General features: G+C 69.5%; 16 protein-coding genes. 8 read left to right on the top strand and 8 right to left on the bottom strand.

Going from position 1 to position 21363, the window contains the following annotated elements:
- Positions 1–43: 43 nt before the first annotated feature.
- Positions 44–3013, bottom strand: coding sequence for a diguanylate cyclase (locus PO605_RS07465; RefSeq protein ID WP_082001458.1), 2970 nt, complete (start codon positions 3011–3013; stop codon positions 44–46).
- A gap of 354 nt (positions 3014–3367) precedes the next feature.
- The gene (locus PO605_RS07460; RefSeq protein WP_272206214.1) at positions 3368–4309 is read right to left on the bottom strand and encodes a LysR family transcriptional regulator; all 942 of its coding nucleotides are present in this window, start codon (positions 4307–4309) and stop codon (positions 3368–3370) included.
- A 116-nt stretch (positions 4310–4425) separates the two neighbouring features.
- Here PO605_RS07460 and PO605_RS07455 point away from each other — a divergent pair, with 116 nt between their 5' ends.
- Both PO605_RS07455 and PO605_RS07450 read left to right on the top strand, forming a co-directional pair.
- A complete protein-coding gene (locus PO605_RS07455) occupies positions 4426–5667 on the top strand; it encodes a serine hydrolase domain-containing protein (RefSeq protein WP_047472932.1) in 1242 nt (413 codons plus the stop codon).
- Positions 5664–6836, top strand: coding sequence for an MFS transporter (locus PO605_RS07450; protein WP_047472933.1), 1173 nt, complete (start codon positions 5664–5666; stop codon positions 6834–6836). Before PO605_RS07455 ends, PO605_RS07450 begins: the two co-directional genes overlap by 4 nt.
- 32 nt (positions 6837–6868) lie before the next feature.
- Here the strand turns inward: PO605_RS07450 and PO605_RS07445 are convergent, their stop codons facing one another.
- From PO605_RS07445 to PO605_RS07420, 6 genes are all read right to left on the bottom strand, one after another.
- Positions 6869–9145 (bottom strand): putative bifunctional diguanylate cyclase/phosphodiesterase, encoded by a 2277-nt coding sequence (locus tag PO605_RS07445; RefSeq protein WP_047472934.1) that lies wholly within the window; start codon positions 9143–9145, stop codon positions 6869–6871.
- A 28-nt stretch (positions 9146–9173) separates the two neighbouring features.
- Positions 9174–9932 (bottom strand): GGDEF domain-containing protein, encoded by a 759-nt coding sequence (locus PO605_RS07440; RefSeq protein ID WP_016448192.1) that lies wholly within the window; start codon positions 9930–9932, stop codon positions 9174–9176.
- Positions 9932–10333, bottom strand: coding sequence for a DUF1987 domain-containing protein (locus tag PO605_RS07435; RefSeq protein WP_047469523.1), 402 nt, complete (start codon positions 10331–10333; stop codon positions 9932–9934). Before PO605_RS07435 ends, PO605_RS07440 begins: the two co-directional genes overlap by 1 nt.
- 84 nt (positions 10334–10417) lie before the next feature.
- Entirely contained in the window at positions 10418–10990 is a 573-nt protein-coding gene (locus tag PO605_RS07430) for a SiaB family protein kinase (RefSeq protein ID WP_016448190.1), read from the bottom strand.
- A gap of 9 nt (positions 10991–10999) precedes the next feature.
- Entirely contained in the window at positions 11000–12232 is a 1233-nt protein-coding gene (locus PO605_RS07425) for a SpoIIE family protein phosphatase (RefSeq protein WP_047469525.1), read from the bottom strand.
- 193 nt (positions 12233–12425) lie between these two features.
- Positions 12426–12689 carry a DUF2789 domain-containing protein gene (locus PO605_RS07420; RefSeq protein ID WP_017404395.1) on the bottom strand — a complete coding sequence of 88 codons (264 nt, stop codon included), beginning with the start codon at positions 12687–12689 and terminating at the stop codon, positions 12426–12428.
- A 224-nt stretch (positions 12690–12913) separates the two neighbouring features.
- Here PO605_RS07420 and PO605_RS07415 point away from each other — a divergent pair, with 224 nt between their 5' ends.
- The 6 genes from PO605_RS07415 to PO605_RS07390 all read left to right on the top strand — a co-directional run bounded on the left by PO605_RS07415 (position 12914) and on the right by PO605_RS07390 (position 21271).
- Entirely contained in the window at positions 12914–13963 is a 1050-nt protein-coding gene (locus PO605_RS07415) for a ligase-associated DNA damage response exonuclease (protein WP_047469528.1), read from the top strand.
- On the top strand, positions 13960–15651 hold the full coding sequence (locus PO605_RS07410; protein ID WP_047469531.1) for an ATP-dependent DNA ligase: 1692 nt from the start codon (positions 13960–13962) through the stop codon (positions 15649–15651). The genes PO605_RS07415 and PO605_RS07410 overlap by 4 nt, the downstream gene beginning before the upstream one ends.
- Before the next feature lie 22 nt (positions 15652–15673).
- Positions 15674–18550, top strand: a complete 2877-nt coding sequence (locus PO605_RS07405; RefSeq protein ID WP_047469540.1) for a ligase-associated DNA damage response DEXH box helicase — start codon at positions 15674–15676, stop codon at positions 18548–18550.
- A 16-nt stretch (positions 18551–18566) separates the two neighbouring features.
- Positions 18567–19298, top strand: a complete 732-nt coding sequence (pdeM, locus tag PO605_RS07400; protein ID WP_047469534.1) for a ligase-associated DNA damage response endonuclease PdeM — start codon at positions 18567–18569, stop codon at positions 19296–19298.
- Positions 19299–19431: 133 nt separating this feature from the next.
- Entirely contained in the window at positions 19432–20049 is a 618-nt protein-coding gene (locus tag PO605_RS07395; RefSeq protein ID WP_016448183.1) for a hypothetical protein, read from the top strand.
- A gap of 178 nt (positions 20050–20227) precedes the next feature.
- Positions 20228–21271, top strand: a complete 1044-nt coding sequence (locus tag PO605_RS07390; RefSeq protein ID WP_016448182.1) for a transporter — start codon at positions 20228–20230, stop codon at positions 21269–21271.
- Positions 21272–21363: the final 92 nt, after the last annotated feature.

Raw genomic sequence — 21363 nt, 5'->3', positions numbered from 1 at the left:
CCTTGCCCGGGCGCACGGGCGTGTCGCGGCACTGGCATCGCGTTCACTTGGCGTCTGAAATCACGGGGGTATCGGGCGTCCAGCACGTGGTGCGGTTGCGGCCATTGCGCTTGGAGAAGTACATGGCGGCGTCGGCCCGCTCCAGGCAGCGCTCGACCGATGCCTCGCCCTCGTCCATGAGGCATACGCCCAGGCTCACGGTGAAGCGGATCGGGCTGTCCTGGCCCTGTACGGACACGGCCAGCGCCGCCACGGCCTCACGCAGGTTCTCCGCGCGCCGCAGTGCGGTCGGGGCGTCCACGTCCGTCAGCAAGACGGCGAATTCCTCGCCGCCCAGGCGGCCCAGCATGTCGCCCTGGCGCAGCTGCTTGGACACCGCGATCACCAGATGCCTGAGCACCTCGTCGCCCACGCCATGGCCGAAGCTGTCGTTGACGCGCTTGAAATGGTCGATATCCAGCATGATCAGTGCCGACGGATGGCTCAGTCCCAGGCGCAGGTGCTCCAGCTCCGACTCCATGCGCGTGATGAAGGCCCGCCGATTGCTGGCACCCGTGAGCGCATCGGTCAATGCCAGGGCTTCGAGTTGCGTTTCGCGCCTCTTGTAGTCGGTCACGTCGTGGAATACCCAGCAGTAGCCAAGCAGCCGCTCCTGCCTGCGAAGCGGCAGCAGCTCCGTTTCTATATGGCGGCCGTTGGACAGGGCAAAGATCGTTCGTTGCGACAGGGCACCTGCCCCCGGTTGCGGCGCAGGTTGCAAGGCCGTTGCCATGGCCGGGGGCAAATAGGACAGCAAGGTCTGCAGGCTTTTCCCCACAAGGTCCGTGGCGGACAGCGGCAGCTCGAACAGGTCCACCAGCATTGCGTTGCTTGCCCTGATGCACTGCCCCGCATCGTCGGTCACCAGGATGCCCGACGGAAATTTCTCGATGATGGCCTCCAGCCGCTGCTGTACCTGGTGCAATGCGCTTTCCGCCTGATGGCGGGCATCTACGTCGAACAGTGTCCAGATCACATTGCCCTGGGGATCTTCGGGGTCCAGCAGTGCCCCCTGCATGTCGAACCAGCGCATGTGGCCGCCCTTGACCTTCAGTGCCCACTCGGTACGCACCGTGCCCTTCAGGCTCAGGCGCTCGTACAGCGATGCGAAGCTGTCGAAACTGTCGCCGGACGGATGCAGCTGCTGGAATGAGCACTGCGGCTCGAGCGCGCCCGCCGCAAGGCCGAAGCACTCGGCTGCCCGGGCATTGGCGTAGACGATGCTGCGGCGATGGCTGGCGACAAGCACCAGGGCGCTTCCGCGCTCCAGCAGGGCGCTCACCATATGGGTCTGCTCCACCCGTTCCTGGATATCGGTGTGCATTCCCAGCATGCGCAATGCCTTGTTGTCGGCATCGCGCAGGGTCACTTCCCCGCGCGATTCGATCCATCGCCAGGAGCCATCGGCCTGCCTTATGCGCATCTCGACACGGAATGGGTCGCCGTGTTCGAGGTGGCGCCTGAGCCGGTCCTGGACGCGAGGCTGGTCCAGTGGGTGCAGCAGATGCATGAAGCCGGCCACCGTGAACGAACCGAGTGCCTGGTCCGGCATGCCCAGCATCTGGTAGCAGCGGGCATCCCACAGCACCTGGTCGTGTTCGCGGTCCCACTGCCAAAGTCCGTCACGCACGGCACCGATGGTCAGCCGCAGCCGTTCCTCGCTTTCGTGAAGCGCCTTGCGCAGGCTTTCGTCCTGGGTGACATCGAGGATGTAGCCATGCCAGAGCACGGTTGCGTCGTCAGTGCGTTGCGGGCGTGCATGGCCCTGCAGCCAGCGCACGGAGCCATCGGCGGACTGTACGCGGTACTTGCAGGCCCAGTCCCCCTGGCTGCGCATCGCTTCGTCGATGGACCGCCTGAGCGCGGAGATATCTTCCGGATGAACCCGCTGTGCCAGGTCCTGCAAGGCAGTGTCTGCCGTATCCGGATCGATGCAGTGCATGGCATAAAAGCCGGGGTTGGCAAACGACAGAGCGTAGTGGCCGGCAGGGTCCCAGCTGTACTGGAACAGGCCGCCCGGCACTTCCTGCGACAGGAGATGAAAGCGCTCTTCGGACTGGACCCGCTGGTCCTCCTCCCGCCAGCGCTGGAACGCCAGCCAGGCCGTCAGCATCCCGCCCAGAAAAATCAGCAGCGTGCCTATGCCGTTGCGCCACAGGCTCTGCCGTATGGTCTCGTTGAGCGGACCGAACACGGCCTCGTGGTCCAGCCCCGTGCTCACCAGTATCGGAAAGCCGCTGACGCGGCTCCAGGCATACATGCGCTGTATTCCGTCGGTGCTCGCCAGCACCTCGTAGGTGCCATGCGTGACATCGGGGGCAAACAGCGCCACCCGCTTCGCGGGCAACTGGCGCCCGAGCACCCGGTCCTGGTTCTGCGAGCGCGCAAGATAGGTGCCGTCCTCGCGCAGCAGCAAGATCACGTCGCGCGGGCTGTCGAAGATGGCCTGCAACTGCCGCGACAGGTACTGCGGCGACAGCGACACCACCAGCACGCCCGCAAACGCGCCACGGTGGTGCAGGGCGCGGCTCAGCTGGATACCCCATTGCCCGGAAACCCGTCCCTGTACCGGACGGCCGATGAAGGTTCCCTGCGTCAGGCCCTTCAGATGCGCCTGGAAATGTTCGCGGTCGAAAATGGATACGCCCTGCGCAGGCGGCTCCGAGGCTGCCAGGCTCGAATACACCACCTGGCCCTTCGCATCGGCCACGGCCACCTGGACGATGGTGCCGGGCGGATAGGCCTCCTGGACGCTGGCGACGGCTCGCCCGAACGCCTCGGAGTCACCCGACTCGTAGTCCCGGGCCAGGTCCCGCAGGGAATAGTTCAGGCCCGACAGCATGGTCCCGGCCTGCGCGGAAACCGCCTGGGACATCTGCGAGACGCGCAGCCATGCCTGATCCCGTGTGTAGCGCTGCATGTACTGGTGGCTGGTCAGCAACGCGGCCCAGTACAGCCCCGCTGCGAGCGCCATCAAGCAGACGCCTGCAATGACGGCCAACGATGTTCTTGCGTGCGAGCGCGAGGAAAGGGCGGGACGATGGATAGCGGTGGAACGAGAAGACATGCAACGCAGCGAGACAAGAAAAAAGATCTGCAACGCCAGCTGTCAACCGCAATGGCCCACCGATACAGCGCCCCGCACGCCACAGCGCTCGAGACGCAGGTCCTGCCTGCCGGTGGGCCAGAGCAACCGATATGACTCTGTGAATACGTCGCTCTATAAGCATGCTAACTCAGATAGGGGCCTGCGCGATAGCCAGCTTGGCAGGGCAGGGCCTGCAGGCTGCAGCAGCCGGCGCGCAGCCTATCTGCGCGTCCCGGATGTCTAGGGTGTCTTGGGCGCCCCGGTCCTGGCAGCGTCCTGGACCTGCCCGGGCTGCGCCTGTGGAAACACCCGCGCGCACAGGAAGTCCACCAGTGCCCGCAGCTTGGGCGAGGGGTGCCTGCTGGCGGGCCACAGCACGTGGAAGACATTGGTGTGCTCCATCCAGTCCGCCAGCACGGGCTGCAGCCGGCCGTCGGCCAGCGGCTCGCGGATGGAAAAATCCGGCAGGTAGGCGATGCCCAGGCCCTGCAGCGCAAAGCACAGCCGGGTTTCGATGTTGTTGCAGATCATGGAGGTGGGCAGTTGCAGCTCGGGCGCGCCCGCTGCGCGCCGCAGCACCCAGGGCTCCAGCTTGCCGCTGTGGGGGTAGCGGTAGTGCAGGCAGCTGTGTTGCAGCAGATCCTCGGGCACCCGGGGCGTGCCGCGCTGCGCCAGATAGCCGGGCGAGGCCACCAGCAGGTAGCCGAAGGCGCCCAGCCGGCGCGCGGACAGCCGGGAGTCGGCGGGCGCGCCCGTGCGCACCACGGCATCGAAGCCTTCCTCGATCACATCCACCAGCTGGTCCGTGAAGTCCAGGTCCAGCTCGATCTCGGGATAGGCGCGCATGAACTCGCCCAGCACCGGCAGCACCAGCGAACTGACCAGGGGCAGGCTGACCCGCAGCCGGCCACGCGGCGCGGCGCTGGCCTGCGACAGCTCCAGCTGCGCGGCCTCGATCTCGGCCAGGATGCGCCGGCTGCGCTCCAGGAACAGCGTGCCCTCGGCCGTCAGCGTGATGCTGCGCGTGCTGCGGTGGAACAGGCGCACGCCCAGCCGGTCCTCCAGCCTTGCCACGCTCTTGCCGATGGCCGATGCCGAGACTCCCATCAGCCGGCCTGCCGCCACGAAGCTGCGGGTCTCGGCGACCTGCACGAACACCAGGAAACCGTTGAGGCTGTCCAAGGCCACTCCTTCATTGCGGACAGAAAGTTCCGCATAACCCGGAAATCTACCCCACTTTTTCTTTAATCGAGGGCTTTCTATCGTCAGGACCCTGTTCATTGATCCCGGGAATTCCCATGACGATTGCTCTTTCTGCGGCATCTGCTGCACCCGCTGCGCTGCCTGCAGCCCCGTTGAACTCGCCCCTGTCCGACCGCATCCAGGCCGTGGTCCGGCAGGCGCTTGAGGCGCAGCGCCTGGTCGGCACCGTGGTGCTGGTGGCGCGTGGCGGCGCCCTGGTCCACCGCCAGGCGGCCGGCTGGGCTGACCGCGAGCGCGGCCTGCCCATGGCCGTGGACACGGTGTTCCGCCTGGCTTCGGCGAGCAAGCCCATTGTTTCGGCGGCGGCCCTGGTGCTGGTGGCGCAGGGCCGGCTTGGTCTGGATGAGGGCGTGGACCGCTGGCTGCCGCAGTTCCGGCCCCGGCTGGCCGATGGCCGGCCGGCGCGCATCACCGCGCGGCAGCTTCTCAGCCACACGGCGGGGCTGGGCTACCGCTTCTTCGAGTCCGACGCACAGGGCCCTTATGCGCTGGCCGGTGTATCGGACGGCATGGATGGCTCGGGCATCAGCCTGGCGGAGAACCTGTGCCGCATCGCCAGCGTGCCGCTGCGGTACGAGCCCGGCACGGCCTGGGGCTACTCGCTGGCCACCGATGTGCTGGGCGCCCTCGTCGAACAGGTGCACGGCAGGCCGCTGGAGCAGGCCGTGCGCGACCTTGTGGCCGGGCCGCTGGGCATGGCCGATACCGGCTTTGCGGTGACCGATGCACTGGCCGCACGGCGCGTGGCCACGGCCTATGTCAACGATGTGCCGCAGCCCCATCCGCTGGCCGAGGGCGAGACCGTGTCGCCCTTCGAGGGCGCCATCGGCATCCCGTTCAGCCCGGCCCGCATCTTCAATGCGCGGGCCTTTGCCTCGGGAGGGGCGGGCATGGCCGGCACGGCCGGCGACTTCCTGCGCCTGCTGGAGGCCCTGCGCCAGGGCGGCGGAACGCTCCTGCCCGACGCGCTGGTCGCCGAGATGGCGCGCGACCAGACGGGCGGGCTGGAGCTGCCCGATGCGCCCGGGTTCGGCTTCGGACTGGGCTTTTCCGTGCTGCGCGATCCGGCGCTGGCCGCGTCGCCCGAGTCGGCGGGCACCTGGCGCTGGGGCGGGGCCTACGGGCATTCCTGGTTCGTGGACCGGGCACAGGAACTCAGTGTCGTGGCCTTCACCAACACCTTGTACGAGGGCATGTCGGGGCGCTTCGTCAACGATTTGCGCGACGCGGTCTACGGGGTTTGTGAGGTCCACGGGGCTTCGGGAGAGCCGCAATGAACGGAACACGCCAGGACCGCCTGCCCGTTGCCTCCCTGCTGGCGCTGGCCATGGCAGCCTTCATCACCATATTGACGGAGGCGCTGCCGGCCGGCCTGCTGCCGCAGATGGCCCAGGGCCTGGCGGTGACCGAGGCCTGGGTGGGCCAGACCGTCACCCTCTACGCCATAGGTTCCCTGGTGGCCGCCATACCGCTGACGGCCGCCACGCAGGGCATGCGCCGCCGCCCCCTGCTGCTGGCGGCGATCGCGGGCTTTGTCGTCGCCAACACGGTCACGGCCTTGTCCACGCACTTTGCGCTGACCCTGGTGGCGCGCTTTCTGGCGGGGGTCTCGGCCGGGCTGCTTTGGGCGCTGCTGGCAGGCTACGCGGCACGCATGGTGCACGGCCATCTCAAGGGCCGCGCCATCGCCATTGCCATGGTGGGCACGCCGCTGGCGCTGTCGCTGGGCGTGCCGGCCGGCACCGTGCTGGGCCAGTGGGTGGGCTGGCGGCTGTGCTTCGGCCTCATGAGCGTGCTGGCGCTGGCGCTCATGGTCTGGGTGCGCGCCCGCCTGCCCGACTTTGCGGGGCAGGCGGCAGGCCGCCACCTGCCGCTGCGGCGCGTGTTCACCCTGGCGGGCGTGCGCCCCGTGCTGTTCGTGGTGCTGGCCTTCGTGCTGGCGCACAACATTCTCTACACCTACATCGCGCCCTTCCTGGCGGAGGCGGGCATGGCCGCGCGCACGGACCTGGTGCTGCTGGTGTTCGGCGCCACCTCCGTGCTGGGCATCTGGATCACCGGCGTGCTGATCGACCGCCACCTGCGTGCGCTCACGCTGGCCAGCATTGCGCTGTTCGCCTTGTCCACGCTGATGCTGGGCGTGGCCGCAGATGCGCCGGCCCTGGTGTATGCGGCGGTGGCCGTCTGGGGCCTGGCCTTTGGCGGCGCCGCCACGCTGCTGCAGACTGCCATTGCCCACACGGCGGGCGAGGCCGCCGACGTGGCGCAGTCCATGCTGGTCACGGCCTGGAACATGGCGATTGCCGGCGGCGGCATCGTGGGCGGCCTGCTGCTGGCGCGCATGGGCGTGGGCGCCTTCACGCCCGTGCTGCTGGCGCTGCTGGGCGCATCGCTGGCCGTGGTGTGGGCGGCCAGGCGGCATGGGTTTCCTGCGGTGTGCAGGTAGGTAGGGAGGGAGCAGGACGCGGCCTGCCCGCCTCAGGGGAACTCAGAGGTGCCAGGCTGCCGCTGAAGCGCTTCATTGCGCTGGCCCAGCCAGCCCAGCAACTGCGCCTTGTCCATGGGCCGTGCAATGTGATAGCCCTGTCCCTCCTGGCAGCCCATGGTGCGCAGGGCCTGCCAGGCGCTGGCGTCCTCTATGCCTTCGGCCAGGACCTGCAGGCCGAGCTTGCGGCCCAGCTGGGCGATCATTTCGGCGATGCGCGCTTCCTGTGATTCGCCAAGCTGGCGCACGAAGCTGCGGTCGATCTTGATGCGGTCCAGCGGCAGGCGCTCCAGGTAGCTCAGCGAGGAGTAGCCGGTGCCGAAGTCGTCGATGGCAATGGTCACGCCCAGCGTGCGCAGGGCGCTGAGCGTGGCCTGCAGCAGCTGGGTGGGCAGGACCGCGACGGATTCGGTGATCTCCAGCTCCAGCTGCGCGCCCTGCAGGCCGTGCTCGGCCAGGGCATGGCGCACCGTCTGCAGAAAGCCCGGGTCCTGCAGCTGCACGGTGGAGACGTTGACGGCCATGCGCCGGGGCGCGCGGCCGGCGTCCAGCAGTTCGCGCATGGTGCGGCAGGCCGTGGCCAGCACCCATTGGCCCAGCGGCACGATGAGGCCCGAATGCTCGGCCACGGGAATGAAGCGGTCGGGCGGCACGAAGCTGCCGTCCTGCCGTGGCCAGCGCAGCAGGGCCTCCAGGCCGACCAGGGCATGGGTTTCCAGGTCCAACTGGGGCTGGTAGACCAGGAAGAGCTGGGCGCCGTCGATGGCCGCGCGCAGGTCGGACAGCAGCAGGGCGCGGTCGCGTGCCTCCATGCCCATGTGCTCGGAGTACTCCAGCAGCTGGCCCCGGTGGTCGCGCTTGGCGCGCTTGAGGGCGATGGTGGCGTCCTTGACCAGGTCGGTGCCGGCCTGGCGTTCACGGGGCAGGTGCACGTAGCCGCAGGTCAGCGAGACCTTGTGCGGCACGCCGTCCACGGCCAGGGGCTGGCGCGCGCAGTCCAGCAGCTGGCCCAGGGCCACTTCCCTTGTGGGGCCCAGGATGCCGAAGGTGTCCGAGCCCACGCGCGCCAGCAGCACGCCGGCGGGCAGGGCGCCGGCCAGGCGGCGGGCCATGGCTTCGAGCAGGCGGTCGCCGAAGCGGTGGCCCATCACGTCGTTGGTGGCGCTGAAGTCGTCGATGTCCACCAGGGCCAGCACATGGTCCTGCGTGCCGCGCCACACGCATTCGTCCACTTTTTCCACGAAGTGGGCGCGGTTGGGCAGGCAGACCAGGGGGTCGAAGTAGGCGGACTGATGCAGGCGCTCCAGCAGGCCGCGGTTGTGCAGCAGCGTGCGCAGGTTGGCGCAGAAGACTTCGAGCAGCTGGCGGTCCAGTGCGCTGTGCGAGGCCGGCGCGTCGATGAAGACGGCCATGTCCTGCTCGTCTCCCCGGCCTATGTACAGGGCCACGCCGCGCTGCACGCCATAGATGTTGCGGCGGGTCTGCAGCGCCTGGCGCAGCAGGCGCAGCCCGCGCGAGGCCAGCACGGTGGCGATGGGCTGGTCGATGAGCCGGGCGAATGGCCCCGTGGCCGCGAGCACGCGGTAGGGCTCGGCCGGGTGCGTGCCCTCCGAGCAGACCAGGCCTTCGCTGGCCACGCCCAGCAAGGTGGCCAGCTGGGTGATCACGCCGCGTGCGAAGGCGTGCAGATTGGTTTCCTCCAGCAGCGAGGCGCTGGAGCGCACCATCAGCTCCAGGCTGCGGCGGTTGGCCTCGATGGCGCACAGCTGCTCGTAGGAGCGCACGGCGGTCACCACGATGGCCAGCAGCCGGTCGGGCGTGAGTTCGGTCTTGGTGCGGCAGTCGTTGATGTCGTAGCGCAGCAGGGTTTCCAGATCGGGCGCCTGGCCCGGGCGGCCGGTGCGCAGCACGATGCGGCTGTTGCGCAGGCCGGCCGTGTAGCGGATGAAATCCACCAGATCCAGCCCGGCGCCCGTGCCATCGGTCACGGCGTCGAGCACCACCACGGCCAGGTCCTGCTCGCTGCGCAGCAGGTTGCGTGCCTGCGTGCCGGAGCGGGCGTAGAGGAACACCAGCGGCCGGCCGAACAGGGTGTGGCCTTCCAGCGCCAGGCGGAAGGCGGCGTGTACGTCGGGGTCGCTGTCCACGATCAGCACCCGCCATTCAGGCCCGGGCACGGGCGATGGCGGGGGCGGCTGCAGGGCAGGCTGCAGGAGGGCGGAAGCAGGGGCGGGCGCCCTGGGCGCCCGTGCGCGCATCACGAAACTCATGCCTCAGCCCTGTCTGTGTCCGCGCCGCTCAGGCCGTGGCATGGTCTGCCGCGCGTACGACCTGGTTGCGCCCGCTGCGCTTGGCGGCGTACAGCGCCTCGTCGGCCAGGCTGTAGGCCTCGTCGAAGCGGCCGCCGCTCGGGCGCCAGCTCACGCCGAAGCTGGCCGTGATGCAGCTGGCGTCGGGCAGGCCGAAGGGATGGGCCTCGATGGCGGCGCGCACCTGCTCGGCCACCCGCACGGCGCCGTCGCTGTCGTGCTGGGGCAGCAGCACGGTGAATTCCTCGCCGCCCACGCGGCCGATGTGGGCCGTGTCCGGCACGGCGGCCTTGAGGCAGCGCACCACGCCCAGGATCACGCTGTCGCCCACGGGGTGGCCGAAGCTGTCGTTCACGCGCTTGAAGTGGTCTATGTCCAGCACGATCAGGGCCAGGCCCTGCTGGGTGAAGTGGCGGTTCACGCGCTCGATGATGGCCGCGCGGTTGAGCACGCCGGTCAGCGGGTCGTGCGTGGCGCGGTACTCCAGCTCGCCGGCCAGCTCCTGCAGGCGCTGGTTGAGCTGGGTCATCTCCAGCTCGGCGCGGTCGCTGCGGCGCACCAGCCGGCGCGTTTCGCGCAGCAGGCGGTCATAGGCGGCCAGCAGCGCGCCCAGGGCCTGGTGGCAGGCCCGGGCGCCGGCCTCCTCGCCCAGCTCGTGGGCCGCGCGGGCCGCCAGCAGGGCCCGGTGCTCGGCATCGAAAAGATCTGCAGGAGCGGCGCAGGCGGCGGGTGCTGCCACGGTGTCCATCACGCGGCCTTCACGGGATGGCCGGTGAAGGCAATGGCGGCAAAGTCGTCGCGCAGCTCCTCGCCGAATTCGCAGATGGTGTCGTCTTCCTCGTCGTAGTACCAGTGCAGGGCCACGGTGCGGCCGGCCTCGGCGGCCTCGCTCAGCGCCTCGATGAGGTTGAACAGCATCTTGGTGCTGGAGCTGTTGAAGTAGGCCAGCGCGATGTGCACCTGGATCGGTGCCTGCTGTTGCGCGGGCTGCGCCAGGGCCAGGTAGTCCTGCAGGCGGGTGAGGATGCCGCCATAGAAGGCGGCGGCGTTCTCCGGATAGGACTCGCCACGCAGGTGCAGCGTGTGCGTGTCGAACCGGAAGTCCACTTCCGGGGAGCTGGGGGTCGGAGTGATGTAGAGGTTGTCCATGCGTGATCTCGGTGCGTTGTCCGTGCCTGCGCGCCCGGCCTGTCCAGGTCCGGTGCCGGAGCGTTCCTGGCTGGCCGGTGCGGCTCAGAGCGTGGCTTTCAGGTAGAAGACGGGACGACCGTCAACGGTCTGGGCGGGATCGAAGTCGAACTGCAGCGGCTCGCGCGCATCGCGGGCCAGGGTCAGGAAACCCATGCCCGCACCCTTGCTGCCTTCGGGCGCGTCGTCGCGCAGCGACTGGCGGCAGGCCTTCTTGATCTCGTCCAGGGTCATGCTGCGCAGGGCGTCGAGCTTGGCGCGCAGCGCCTCGCCCATGCCGGGCTCGATGGGGTTGGCGCACAGCAGCACGAAGCTGCCGTCGTCCTCGCGGCGGATGCAGACCGCGCCGTGGCGCAGCTCGCCATCGTCCTGGTGGGGCGGGGTCAGGGCATCGGCCGAGTAATGGATGATGTTCTGCGCCATCTCCACGAAGGACGAGAACAGCTTGCGCCGCGTGGGGCCGGGCACGCCGGCCACTTCCAGCTGCAGCCGCACGGCCTCGGCCATGGCCGCGACGATGTTCTGCGAGAAGTAGCCCACGTAGTAGAAGATCACCTGGTGCTGGCGCGCCAGGTGGAAGAAGCTGCCGTACTTGTCGGCGATCTGTGCTTGGGGCATGGGAGGCATTCAGGTTCTGAAGCAGAAGAAGGTCAGGTCGTCACGGCGGTGGTGCTCGCCTTGCCAGGCCTGCAGGGCGTCCAGCAGGGCGCGGTTGATCTCGGCGGGCGTGCGGCCGGCCTGCTCCAGCAGCAGCTCGCGCAGGCGCTTCTTGCCGAAGGTGATGCCGCGCGGGCCGCCGACCTGGTCGATCAGGCCGTCGGTGGTGGTGAAGACCAGGGTGCCTGCGGGCAGCTCCAGGTCGATGTTGTTCCAGGCGAAGTCGAATTCGCTGTCCACATAGCCCACGCCCTTGCGCTGGCCGTCCACCACCTCCACCGCCTCGGCGCCGGGGTGCAGCAGGAACAGCGACAGGCGCGCGCCTGCAAAGCGCAGGCGCCGGTGCGCGGGCTCGAACCAGAAGCAGGCCGCGTCCAGCCCGTCGTCCGAGCCCGGCGTGCCGTCCTTGCCGTCGAGCTGGCCCAGCATCTGCTTGACGCTGCGGTTCACATGGCCCAGCAGCGCGGCCGGGTCGCGCGGGCCGTGTTCCTTGATGGCCTGGCCCAGGCTGCTGGTGGCGATCAGCGTCATGAAGGCGCCGGGCACGCCGTGGCCCGTGCAATCGGCCACGGTGGCAAACCAGCCATCGCCGTCCTGGCTGAACTGGTAGAAGTCGCCGCCGACCACGTCGCGCGGCTCCCAGACCAGGTCGGCGCCGGGGCAGGCGCGTGCCAGGGCCTCGCGCGAGCTGCGCAGCAGCGACTGCTGGATCACGCTGGCGTATTCGATGCTGTGCATGATCTGGCGGTTGCGCGCCACCTGCATGTCCGCCACCGCACGCATCAGCTGCAGGCCGTGGCCCACGCCCGCGAACAGGCCGCCGCGCGTGATGATGAAGCCGTCGGTCAGCGCCTTTTCACCGTACTCCACGGTCTTCACGGTCAGGGTGTCGATGTCGGTGGAGGCATCGACCACCAGCGGCTCCTTGTCCATGAAGGCGATGCAGCTCTTCTTGCCGTACAGCTCCATGCGAAACGGCTTGCTGAACTGCGACAGGAAGATGCTGCGGTTGATCAGGCCGATGGGGCGGTCGCCCTCCACCACGGGCAGGCTGGCCAGATCGCGGTGGCGCGTGAAGACCTCGAGCACCTTCTCGTTGGTCTCGTCGGCGGTCATGCAGGGTACGGGGGTGCACAGGTCCGCGGCGCTGGGTGGGCGGAAACGGGGCCGGGAATCGCTCAGGTAGGCGCGGGACTCATCCATGGAATGCACATCGCAAAATTGTTAGGGAATGTTACGATTTCCCTGTTTCAGTTTTGTGACGCGGATGGGCCTGAGGGGCAGGCACCTCTTTGGAGGACTGTGAGCCGACAGCCTTCGTCCTGGCGCGGCATGGCCGTTCGCGGCCTGGGGCTGCCGTCCATGCAGGCCATCGGGGTGGACAGGCAGCCTCGCTTCAGCTCAGGCCTTCGGCGCGCCGCCTGACCGCGTCCTCGTGCAGCGACTCGCTGAGCTGGTCGACCACGATGGACCACGACGCATCGGCCTTGAGCTGCTCGGCCAGGAACTGGCGCTGCGCATCGCTCCAGTAGGGCGCATCCACCACATCCACATCGGCGGCCAGCTGGTGGGCGCGGATGAAGTCGGCAATGGCCTGGTCGCTGGCATCCAGGCCCAGCTGCAGGAAGAGATTGGACATGCGGACGACGGAGTTGTTCATGGAGGCGTGTTCGGTGCGTGTGGGATCAAAGGGAGCCGGCGGGCCGGCTGCAGGAAGGGGCCAGGGCGCTATCTTCCCCGATTTGCAGGGCGCCGCAGGCCAGTTGCGGCAGCATGGCAGCGCGGGTAGGTGCAGGCTGACAGCCTGCCGCGCTCCGGGCCAGCGCGCGCCCGTCGACTGCCCCACTAGCATGGGGACATGAGCACTGCTTTCCCCGATCCCGCATGGCCGCCGACCTGATCGTGGCCCGTCCCGAAGGCCTGTACTGCGCGGCCGGCGATTTCTACATCGACCCCTGGCGGCCCGTGGACCGGGCCGTGATCACGCATGGCCACTCCGACCACGCGCGCGCCGGCCACGTCCATTACCTGGCCCATGACGACAGCGCAGGCGTGCTGCGCGCACGGCTGGGCGCGGACATCACGCTGCAGACCCTGCCGTATGGCGAAGCCATCGATCACCACGGCGTGCGCATCTCCCTGCACCCGGCCGGCCATGTGCTGGGATCGGCCCAGGTGCGGCTGGAGCATGGCGGTCAGGTCTGGGTGGCCTCGGGCGACTACAAGACCGAGGCCGACGGCACCTGCACCCCCTTCGAGCCCGTGCGCTGCGACACCTTCATCACCGAATCCACCTTCGGCCTGCCCATCTACCGCTGGCCCCGCCAGCCCGAGCTCATGGCCGACATCAACGCCTGGTGGCAGGCCAACGCGGCCCAGGGCAGGCCCTCTGTGCTGCTGTGCTATGCCTTCGGCAAGGCCCAGCGCATCCTGCACGGGGTGGATAGCGGCATCGGCCCCATCGTCGTGCACGGCGCGGTGGAGCCGCTCAACGCCGTGTACCGCGCGGCAGGCGTGGACCTGCCGGCCACGCTGCGCGTGACCGACCCCGGCGTGGATGCACGACTGCTCAAGACCGCCCTGGTGCTGGCGCCGCCTTCGGCGCAGGGCACGCCGTGGATGCGCCGATTTCCCGGCCATGCCGATGCCTTTGCCAGCGGCTGGATGCAGCTGCGCGGCACGCGCCGCCGCCGTGGCGTGGACCGGGGCTTCGTCATGTCCGACCATGCCGACTGGCCCGGCCTGCAGTACGCCATTGGCGCCACGGGCGCCGAGCGGGTCTTCGTCACCCACGGCAGCGTGGCCGTGCTGGTGCGCTGGCTGCGCGAGCAGGGCCTGGATGCGCAAGCCTTCCAGACCGAATACGGCGATGAGGACGAGGCTGCCGCTGTCTCCGCTGCGCAGGCTGCACCGGATGAGGCGCCCACCCCATGAAGGACTTCGCCGCCCTCTACCGCGCGCTGGACGCCAGCACCGCCAGCCGCGACAAGCAGGCCGCGCTGCAGGCCTATCTGCGCGCCGCCGCGCCTGCCGATGCGGCCTGGGCCGTCTATTTCCTGGCCGGCGGCAAGCCGCGCCAGCTGGTGCCCACCAAGGTCTTGAAGGAGCTGGCGCGCGAGGCTGCCAGCCTGCCCGAATGGCTGTTCGACGAAAGCTACGAGGCCGTGGGCGACCTGGCCGAGACCATTGCGCTGCTGCTGCCGCCACCCGGTGACGCGCACGACCTGGGCCTGGCCGCCTGGGTCACGGACCACCTGCTGCCGCTGCGCGGCATGGCGCCCGAGGCGTTGGCGGACACGCTGCGCATGCAATGGGCGCGGCTGGCGGCCGATGAGCGGCTGGTCTACTTCAAGCTGATCACCGGCGCCTTCCGTGTCGGCGTGTCGCGGCTGCAGGTCACGCAGGCGCTGGCGGCCGTCAGCGGCGTGGATGCCAAGCGCATCGCCCAGCGGCTCATGGGCTACACCCACATCGGCGCGCGGCCCGGGGCGGCCGACTACCTGCGGCTGGTGGCAGGTGAGGAAGAGGGCGATGATGCGCATTCGGGCGAAGCCCGTGGCCACCCCTATCCCTTCTTCCTGGCCCATCCGCTGCAGTTGCCGCTGCAGCAGTTCGACGCCGTGCTCGGCCCGCCGTCCCAATGGGTGGTGGAGTGGAAATGGGACGGCATACGCGCCCAGATCGTGCGGCGCGGCAGCGGTGACGCGCTGGGCACCTGGATCTGGTCGCGCGGCGAGGAACTGGTGAGCGAGCGCTTCCCCGAGCTGCAGGCCATGGGCGATGCCTTGCCTGCGGGCACCGTTATCGACGGCGAGATCGTCGTCTGGGCCGCCCAGCAGGGCGAGGCGCCCGCCCATGTGCGCCCCTTTGCCGACCTCCAAAAGCGCATAGGCCGCAAGACCCTGGGACCCAAGCTGCTGCGCGAGCTGCCCGTGGTGCTGCTGGCCTATGACTTGCTGGAGGAGGGCGGCCAGGACCTGCGCGCCCTGCCCCAGCATGAACGGCGCGCGCGGTTGGAGCAGCTGGTGGCCCTGGTGGCGCACCCGGCGCTGCTGCCCAGCCCCGTGCTGGCAGGCGACAGCTGGCAGGCCCTGGCCGAACTTCGCGAACAGGCCCGCTCCCTGGGTGTGGAGGGCATGATGCTCAAGGCCCGCGACGCCGCCTACGGCGTGGGCCGCACCAAGGACAGCGGCGTGTGGTGGAAGTGGAAGATCGATCCGCTGAGCGTGGACGCCGTGCTCATCTACGCACAGCGCGGCCACGGCCGTCGCGCCAGCCTCTACAGCGACTACACCTTTGCCGTCTGGAACGCGCCGCCCGGCACCGAGGGCCGGGCCCTCGTGCCCTTCGCCAAGGCCTATTCGGGCCTGACCGATGCCGAAATGGCGCGCGTGGACGCCATCATCCGCAAGACCACGGTGGAGAGCTTCGGCCCCGTGCGCAGCGTGCGGCCCACCCTGGTGTTCGAGCTGGGCTTCGAGGGCATTGCACGCAGCGCACGCCACAAGAGCGGCATTGCCGTGCGCTTTCCGCGCATGCTGCGCTGGCGCGAGGACAAGCCTGTGCAGGAGGCCGACTCCATCGACACGCTGGCGGCCCTGCTGCCGCACTCCGACCCGTGACCCACCCTTGACGCACCGCGCCATGGCCACCCGTTCCCCCCATCCCCTCGCCACCGCCTGGCTTGCCGCACGGGGCTGGAAGCCCTTTGCCTTCCAGCGCGCCGTGTGGAAGGCGCTGGCCCAGGGCCACAGCGGCCTGCTGCATGCCACCACGGGCGCGGGCAAGACCTATGCGGTCTGGCTGGGCGCGCTGCAGGCCTTTGCGGGCCCGCCGCAAACCCCGATGCCGGCGCACACCGGAAAACGAAAACCGGCCTCCGCACCGCTCACCGTGCTGTGGATCACGCCCATGCGCGCCCTGGCGGCCGACACGCTCAAGGCGCTGCAGACGCCCCTGCAGGCGCTGGCCCAGGGCCATCCCGCGCTGGCGCGCTGGACCGTGGGCGCACGCACGGGCGATACGGGAAGCGCCGAGCGCAGCGCGCAGTCGCGCCAGCTGCCCACCGTGCTGGTCACCACGCCCGAGAGCCTGTCCCTGCTGCTGGCGCGCGCCGATGCGCGCGAGCTGCTGGGCTCCGCGCGCCTGGTGGTGGCCGATGAATGGCACGAGCTGCTGGGCAACAAGCGCGGCGTGCAACTGCAGCTGGCCCTGGCGCGGCTGCGCGGCTGGAGCCCGCAGCTGAGCGTCTGGGGCATGTCGGCCACGCTGGGCAATCTGGACGAAGCCATGCAGACCCTGCTGGGCTTGGACGACCATGGCCAGCCGCGGCCCGGCGTATTGGTCCAGGGCCAGGTGGACAAGCGCCTGGTGGTGGACACCCTGCTGCCCGACCGGCCCGAGCGCTTTTCCTGGGCCGGCCACCTGGGCCTGGCCATGCTGCCGGCCGTGGTGCGCGAGCTGGAGGCCACGGCCGGCTCCACCCTGGTCTTTGTGAATGTGCGCTCGCAGGCCGAGCTTTGGTACAAGGCGCTGCTGGAGGCCCGGCCCGACTGGGCCGGCCTGCTGGCCATACACCATGGATCGCTGGACCGGGGTGTGCGCGAATGGGTGGAGGCCGGGCTCAAGGCCGGCACGCTCAAGGCCGTGGTCTGCACCAGCAGCCTGGACCTGGGCGTGGACTTCCTGCCCGTGGAGCGCGTGCTGCAGATCGGCTCGGCCAAGGGCATTGCACGGCTGCTGCAGCGCGCGGGCCGCTCGGGCCATGCGCCGGGCCGGCCCTCGCGCATCACCCTGGTGCCCACGCACAGCCTGGAGCTGGTGGAGGCCGCCGCCGCCCGCGCTGCCGTGCGCGCGCAGCAGGTGGAAATGCGCGCCAGCCCCCGCCAGCCCGCCGACGTGCTGGTGCAGCACCTGGCCACCGTGGCCCTGGGCGGCGGCTTCGTGCCCGATGAGCTGTATGCCGAAGTGCGCCGCACCGTCGCCTACGCCGGGCTGGCGCCTGCGGTCTGGCAGTGGTGCCTGGACTTCGTGCACCGCGGCGGCCCCTCGCTGGCCGCCTATCCCGACTACCAGCGCGTGCGGCCCGACGCGGAGGGCATCTGGCGCATGCCCGACGCGCGGCTGGCGCGCAGGCACCGCGCCAACATCGGCACCATCGTCAGCGACGCCAGCATGAGCGTGCAGATCCTGCACGGCGCGCGGCTGGGCAGCATGGAGGAGAGCTTTCTGTCGCGCCTGTCGCCCGGCGATGCCTTTGTCTTCGCGGGCCAGGTGCTGGAGCTGGTGCGCATCGAGGACATGACCGCCTACGTGCGCCGCGCCGCCAGAACGCGGCCCACCGTGCCGCGCTGGGCCGGCGCGCGCATGCCGCTGTCCACCGTGCTGGCCGACTTCGTGGTGCAGCAATTGGCGCTGGCGGCGGCGGGCGACTACCACTCGCCCGAGCTGCGCTGCGTGCGCCCCCTGCTGGAAGTGCAGCAGCGCTGGTCGGCCCTGCCCACGCCCGCTACGCTGCTGGCCGAAACCCTGCGCACGCGCGAGGGCTGGCACCTGTTTCTCTACCCGTTTGCAGGTCGCCATGCCCATATGGGCCTGGCCAGCCTGCTGGCCTGGCGCGCCGCCCAGGGCGAGACGGGCACCTTCTCCATCGCCGTCAACGACTACGGGCTGGAGCTGCTGAGCGCCACCGAGCGTGACTGGGCCGCCATGCTGCCCGAGCTGCTGCGCGCCGAGCCGGCCCAGGCCGTGGCAGTGCCCGGGCGCGTGTCCGCCAGCCAGGCGGTCGCCACGCGCAACACCGCCAATGCGGACCGCCACTGGGACCAGGCCGCCGACGACGCCCACCTGGCGAGCGATGACGCGCGCCACGCCCTGCTGCACGAAGTGCTGGCCAGCCTCAACGCCACCGAGATGGCAAGGCGGCGCTTCCGCGAGATCGCCCGCGTCTCGGGCCTGATCTTCCAGAGCCACCCGGGCGAGCGCCGCAGTGCGCGCCAGCTGCAGGCCTCGTCACAGCTGTTCTTCGAGGTGTTTCGCAAGTACGACGACAGCAACCTGCTGCTGCGCCAGGCCGACGAGGAAGTGCTGAGCCAGGAACTCGATGTCGCCCAGCTGCTGGCCGCGCTGCGCCGCATGCAGGCCCAGCAGCTGGTGGTGAGCGCGCTGCGCCGGCCCAGCCCGTTTGCCTTCCCGCTGATGGTGGAGCGCTTTCGCGAAAAGCTCACCAACGAGCATCTGGCCGACCGCATCGCGCGCATGCTGGCCCAGCTGCACGAGGCGGCAGATGCTGGCGGTGCAGCCAGCGAGCCGCGCACGCAGGACCTGGTCCCGCCCGATCCACCGCTGCGTCCACGGAAAAAAACCAAGGCAGACCAGCCCCCCGCCGTGGACGAGGACACGGCCGCCGTGCGCCGCACGCTGGATTTCTCGCTGCAGGCCACCGACGGCCCCGAGGCCGATGCCGCCAGCCGCCGCCCGCGCCGCGTACGCAAGCCCTCGCGGCCCTTGCCGCTGCTGTAGAACCATTGCACCGCTGATGAAAGGCCACGCACCGTTGCCAAGTCCTGTTTCCCCCGACGCCCTGGCCGGCAGCCTGGGCATGTTCCTGGCCGGCGAGCCCGTGCACCTGCTGGCCCAGCATGCGCTGTGGTGGCCCGCCCAGGGCACGCTGTTCATCGCCGACCTGCACCTGGGCAAGGCCGCCACCTTCCGCGCGCGCGGCATCCCCGTGCCGGCGGGCACCACGCAGGGCAACCTGGAGCGGCTGTCGGCCCTTCTTCTGGGCCTGCCCGTGCGGCGGCTCGTGGTGCTGGGCGACTTCCTGCACGCGGCCGAGGCACGCAATCCTGCTGTACTGGCTGCACTGGCCCGCTGGCGCAGCCGCCATGCGGCCGTGGAACTGGTGCTGGTGCGCGGCAACCATGACAGCCATGCAGGCGATCCGCCGCCCGCGCTGGGCTTTGCCATCGTGGACGAGCCCTGGCACCTGGGGCCGTTCGCCGCCTGCCATCACCCCCCGCCGCCAACGCAGGACCTGCAGGCGCAGCAGGCCCGGCCCTGGCATGTGCTGGCCGGCCATGTCCATCCCGCCATCGTGCTGCGCGGCGCCGGCCGCGACGCCCTGCGCCTGCCGTGCTTTGCCGTACACGCTGGCTTTACCCTGCTGCCCGCCTTCGGCCTGTTCACCGGCATGGCCAGCCTGCCGCCCGAGCCAGGCCGCCAGCTCTTTGCCGTGGGCGCGGACCGGGTCTGGGCCGTGCCTGGGTGAGCCCAGGGATGTAATCGGGCGTAATTCTCCGCAAGGCCGTTGTTCCCTACAGTGACTCCCGCAGCAAGCGTGGCGGGACAGCAGGCAGTGCCCGGGGATGCCGCAGCGCTTTTCGTTCCACCAGGAGGAATGCATGGGCGTTCAACTCAATTTCTTCAACCAATCGAACGACGCGAACCACCCGCAGATCGTCATCTTCCAGAAGAACGTCGCCAGCGACCTCGATGCGCCTGCCGTGGCTTGGCGCGTCATCAAGTACTGCGGACAGGGCGACAACCATCCGTTCACCTTTCCGCTGGGTCTGCAGGTCGGCGCCAGCGACAGCCATGGCAACTGCACGCCGCAGCTGGAGGCGCAGTATGGCCAGCAGTTCCAGATGGCACCGTCCACCGCCGGCGATCGCCTGGCGCCCGCAGGCTACGGCGCCAGCTCCAAGGAAGTGCAGGTGCTCAACGCGCTGCCCCAAGGCGCCATCAACGCCAGCTGCTACAAGGACGGCAGGCTGCTGGCCGTCAAGACCGCGATTGCCCCCCGGCAAAAGGCCGTCTTCGAGTTCAAGCCCAGCATCTGGATCGGCGTGGCCTCGCACATCCAGCAGGGCCAGATCATGAACTCGGCCATCGTCTCCCAGATGAACACCGAAATCTCCCTGCTGGGCATCTCCCGTGCCGACATCGTGATGCGCGGCGGCGGCTCGGGGGCGAATTCCCGCCCCTTCTCGTTCTCGCTGGAGAACGTCGTGATGTGCTGATGCAGGGTCGCGGCAAGGGGAGGGGAGGAGCAGGGGCAGTGAGGGGGCGGAGAGGGGACGCAAGGGCCTGTGCATGACAGTCTGATGACGCCTGTCACATCCCTGTCATGGACGCAGCCAAGAATCCCGCACTTGCCCGGCCCGCGCAGGCCACTTCCGCAGGTGCTTCCTCCTCCCCATGACCGATGCAGCCTCCCCCCTGGCACAGGCCCACGAAGACGCAGGCCTGATCTGCGGCTGGCGCTTCTTCAGTGACACACGGCAGTGCGTGCAGGCCGTGACGGCGCCATCCGCCGCGCAGTGGCTGGCCGATGCCGCAGCCCGGTCCGATGCGGGCCGGCGCGATTTCCTGTGGCTGCACTTCAACCTGACCCACACCCAGTCCCTGCGCTGGCTGCAGCGCCATGCGGGGCTGCCCGACGTGTTCTATGCCGCCCTGCGCGAGGGCCTGACCTCCACGCGCATCGAGCGCGCCGACGACAGCCTGGTCGCCGTGCTCAACGACGTGAACTTCGAGTTCAACTTCGATTCGGCCGACATCGCCACGCTGTGGATCTGCCTGGACGAGCGCCTGGTCATCACCGCGCGCACCCAGCCGCTGCGCTCTGTCGATGCCCTGCGCGACGCCGTGCGCCGCGGCGACAGCCCCGCCAGCACGGCCGAGCTGCTGGAGCACCTGATGCGCACCCAGGCCGATGTGCTGGTCAAGGTGGTGCGCGAGACCACGGCGCGCGTGGACGACATCGAGGACGCCATCCTGGCCCAGCGCTACCACCATCCGCGCGCCCACCTGGGCCGGCTGCGCCGCCTGCTGGTGCGCCTTCAGCGCCTGCTGGCGCCCGAGCCCGCGGCGCTGTTCCGCCTGCTGCAGCAGCCCCCCGGCTGGATGGGCGAGGAAGACCGGCGCGGCCTGGCCGCAGCGAGCGAGGAGTTCTCGCTCATGCTGCGCGACATGCAGACCCTGCAGGACCGCATCAAGCTGCTGCAGGAAGAGGTGGCCGCCGCCGTGAACGAGGACAACAGCAACAGCCTCTTCGTGCTGACCGTGGTCACCGTGCTGGCCCTGCCCATCAACATCCTGGCCGGCCTGTTCGGCATGAACGTGGGCGGCATACCGCTGGCCGAGCACGAGCACGGCTTCTGGATCGTGGTGTCCATCGTCGTCGCCTTCACCGTCATCGCCGCATGGCTGGCGTTTCGCAAGAAGCGGTACAGGGATTAGGGGACGTGTCAGGGAGTCTTGCAGAAGAACTCGCAAAATATCTCGCACCAAACGGATTTCATCTATATAAATCAGCTGCTTATATAGGTGAT

This window comes from Delftia sp. DT-2 (assembly GCF_028401915.1).
Lineage (GTDB): Bacteria > Pseudomonadota > Gammaproteobacteria > Burkholderiales > Burkholderiaceae_C > Comamonas > Comamonas tsuruhatensis.
This window is presented reverse-complemented; position numbering and strand designations above follow the sequence as displayed.

What these genes read in the sequence shown, in the direction of transcription:
- PO605_RS07465 (WP_082001458.1), bottom strand. Translation starts at nt 3,013, where the DNA reads ATGGCGCTCGCAGCGGGGCTGTACTGGGCCGCGTTGCTGACCAGCCAC.
- PO605_RS07455 (WP_047472932.1), top strand. Translation starts at nt 4,426, where the DNA reads ATGACGATTGCTCTTTCTGCGGCATCTGCTGCACCCGCTGCGCTGCCT.
- PO605_RS07450 (WP_047472933.1), top strand. Translation starts at nt 5,664, where the DNA reads ATGAACGGAACACGCCAGGACCGCCTGCCCGTTGCCTCCCTGCTGGCG.
- PO605_RS07445 (WP_047472934.1), bottom strand. Translation starts at nt 9,145, where the DNA reads ATGAGTTTCGTGATGCGCGCACGGGCGCCCAGGGCGCCCGCCCCTGCT.
- PO605_RS07440 (WP_016448192.1), bottom strand. Translation starts at nt 9,932, where the DNA reads ATGGACACCGTGGCAGCACCCGCCGCCTGCGCCGCTCCTGCAGATCTT.
- PO605_RS07435 (WP_047469523.1), bottom strand. Translation starts at nt 10,333, where the DNA reads ATGGACAACCTCTACATCACTCCGACCCCCAGCTCCCCGGAAGTGGAC.
- PO605_RS07430 (WP_016448190.1), bottom strand. Translation starts at nt 10,990, where the DNA reads ATGCCCCAAGCACAGATCGCCGACAAGTACGGCAGCTTCTTCCACCTG.
- PO605_RS07425 (WP_047469525.1), bottom strand. Translation starts at nt 12,232, where the DNA reads ATGGATGAGTCCCGCGCCTACCTGAGCGATTCCCGGCCCCGTTTCCGC.
- PO605_RS07420 (WP_017404395.1), bottom strand. Translation starts at nt 12,689, where the DNA reads ATGAACAACTCCGTCGTCCGCATGTCCAATCTCTTCCTGCAGCTGGGC.
- PO605_RS07415 (WP_047469528.1), top strand. Translation starts at nt 12,914, where the DNA reads ATGGCCGCCGACCTGATCGTGGCCCGTCCCGAAGGCCTGTACTGCGCG.
- PO605_RS07410 (WP_047469531.1), top strand. Translation starts at nt 13,960, where the DNA reads ATGAAGGACTTCGCCGCCCTCTACCGCGCGCTGGACGCCAGCACCGCC.
- PO605_RS07405 (WP_047469540.1), top strand. Translation starts at nt 15,674, where the DNA reads ATGGCCACCCGTTCCCCCCATCCCCTCGCCACCGCCTGGCTTGCCGCA.
- pdeM (WP_047469534.1), top strand. Translation starts at nt 18,567, where the DNA reads ATGAAAGGCCACGCACCGTTGCCAAGTCCTGTTTCCCCCGACGCCCTG.
- PO605_RS07395 (WP_016448183.1), top strand. Translation starts at nt 19,432, where the DNA reads ATGGGCGTTCAACTCAATTTCTTCAACCAATCGAACGACGCGAACCAC.
- PO605_RS07390 (WP_016448182.1), top strand. Translation starts at nt 20,228, where the DNA reads ATGACCGATGCAGCCTCCCCCCTGGCACAGGCCCACGAAGACGCAGGC.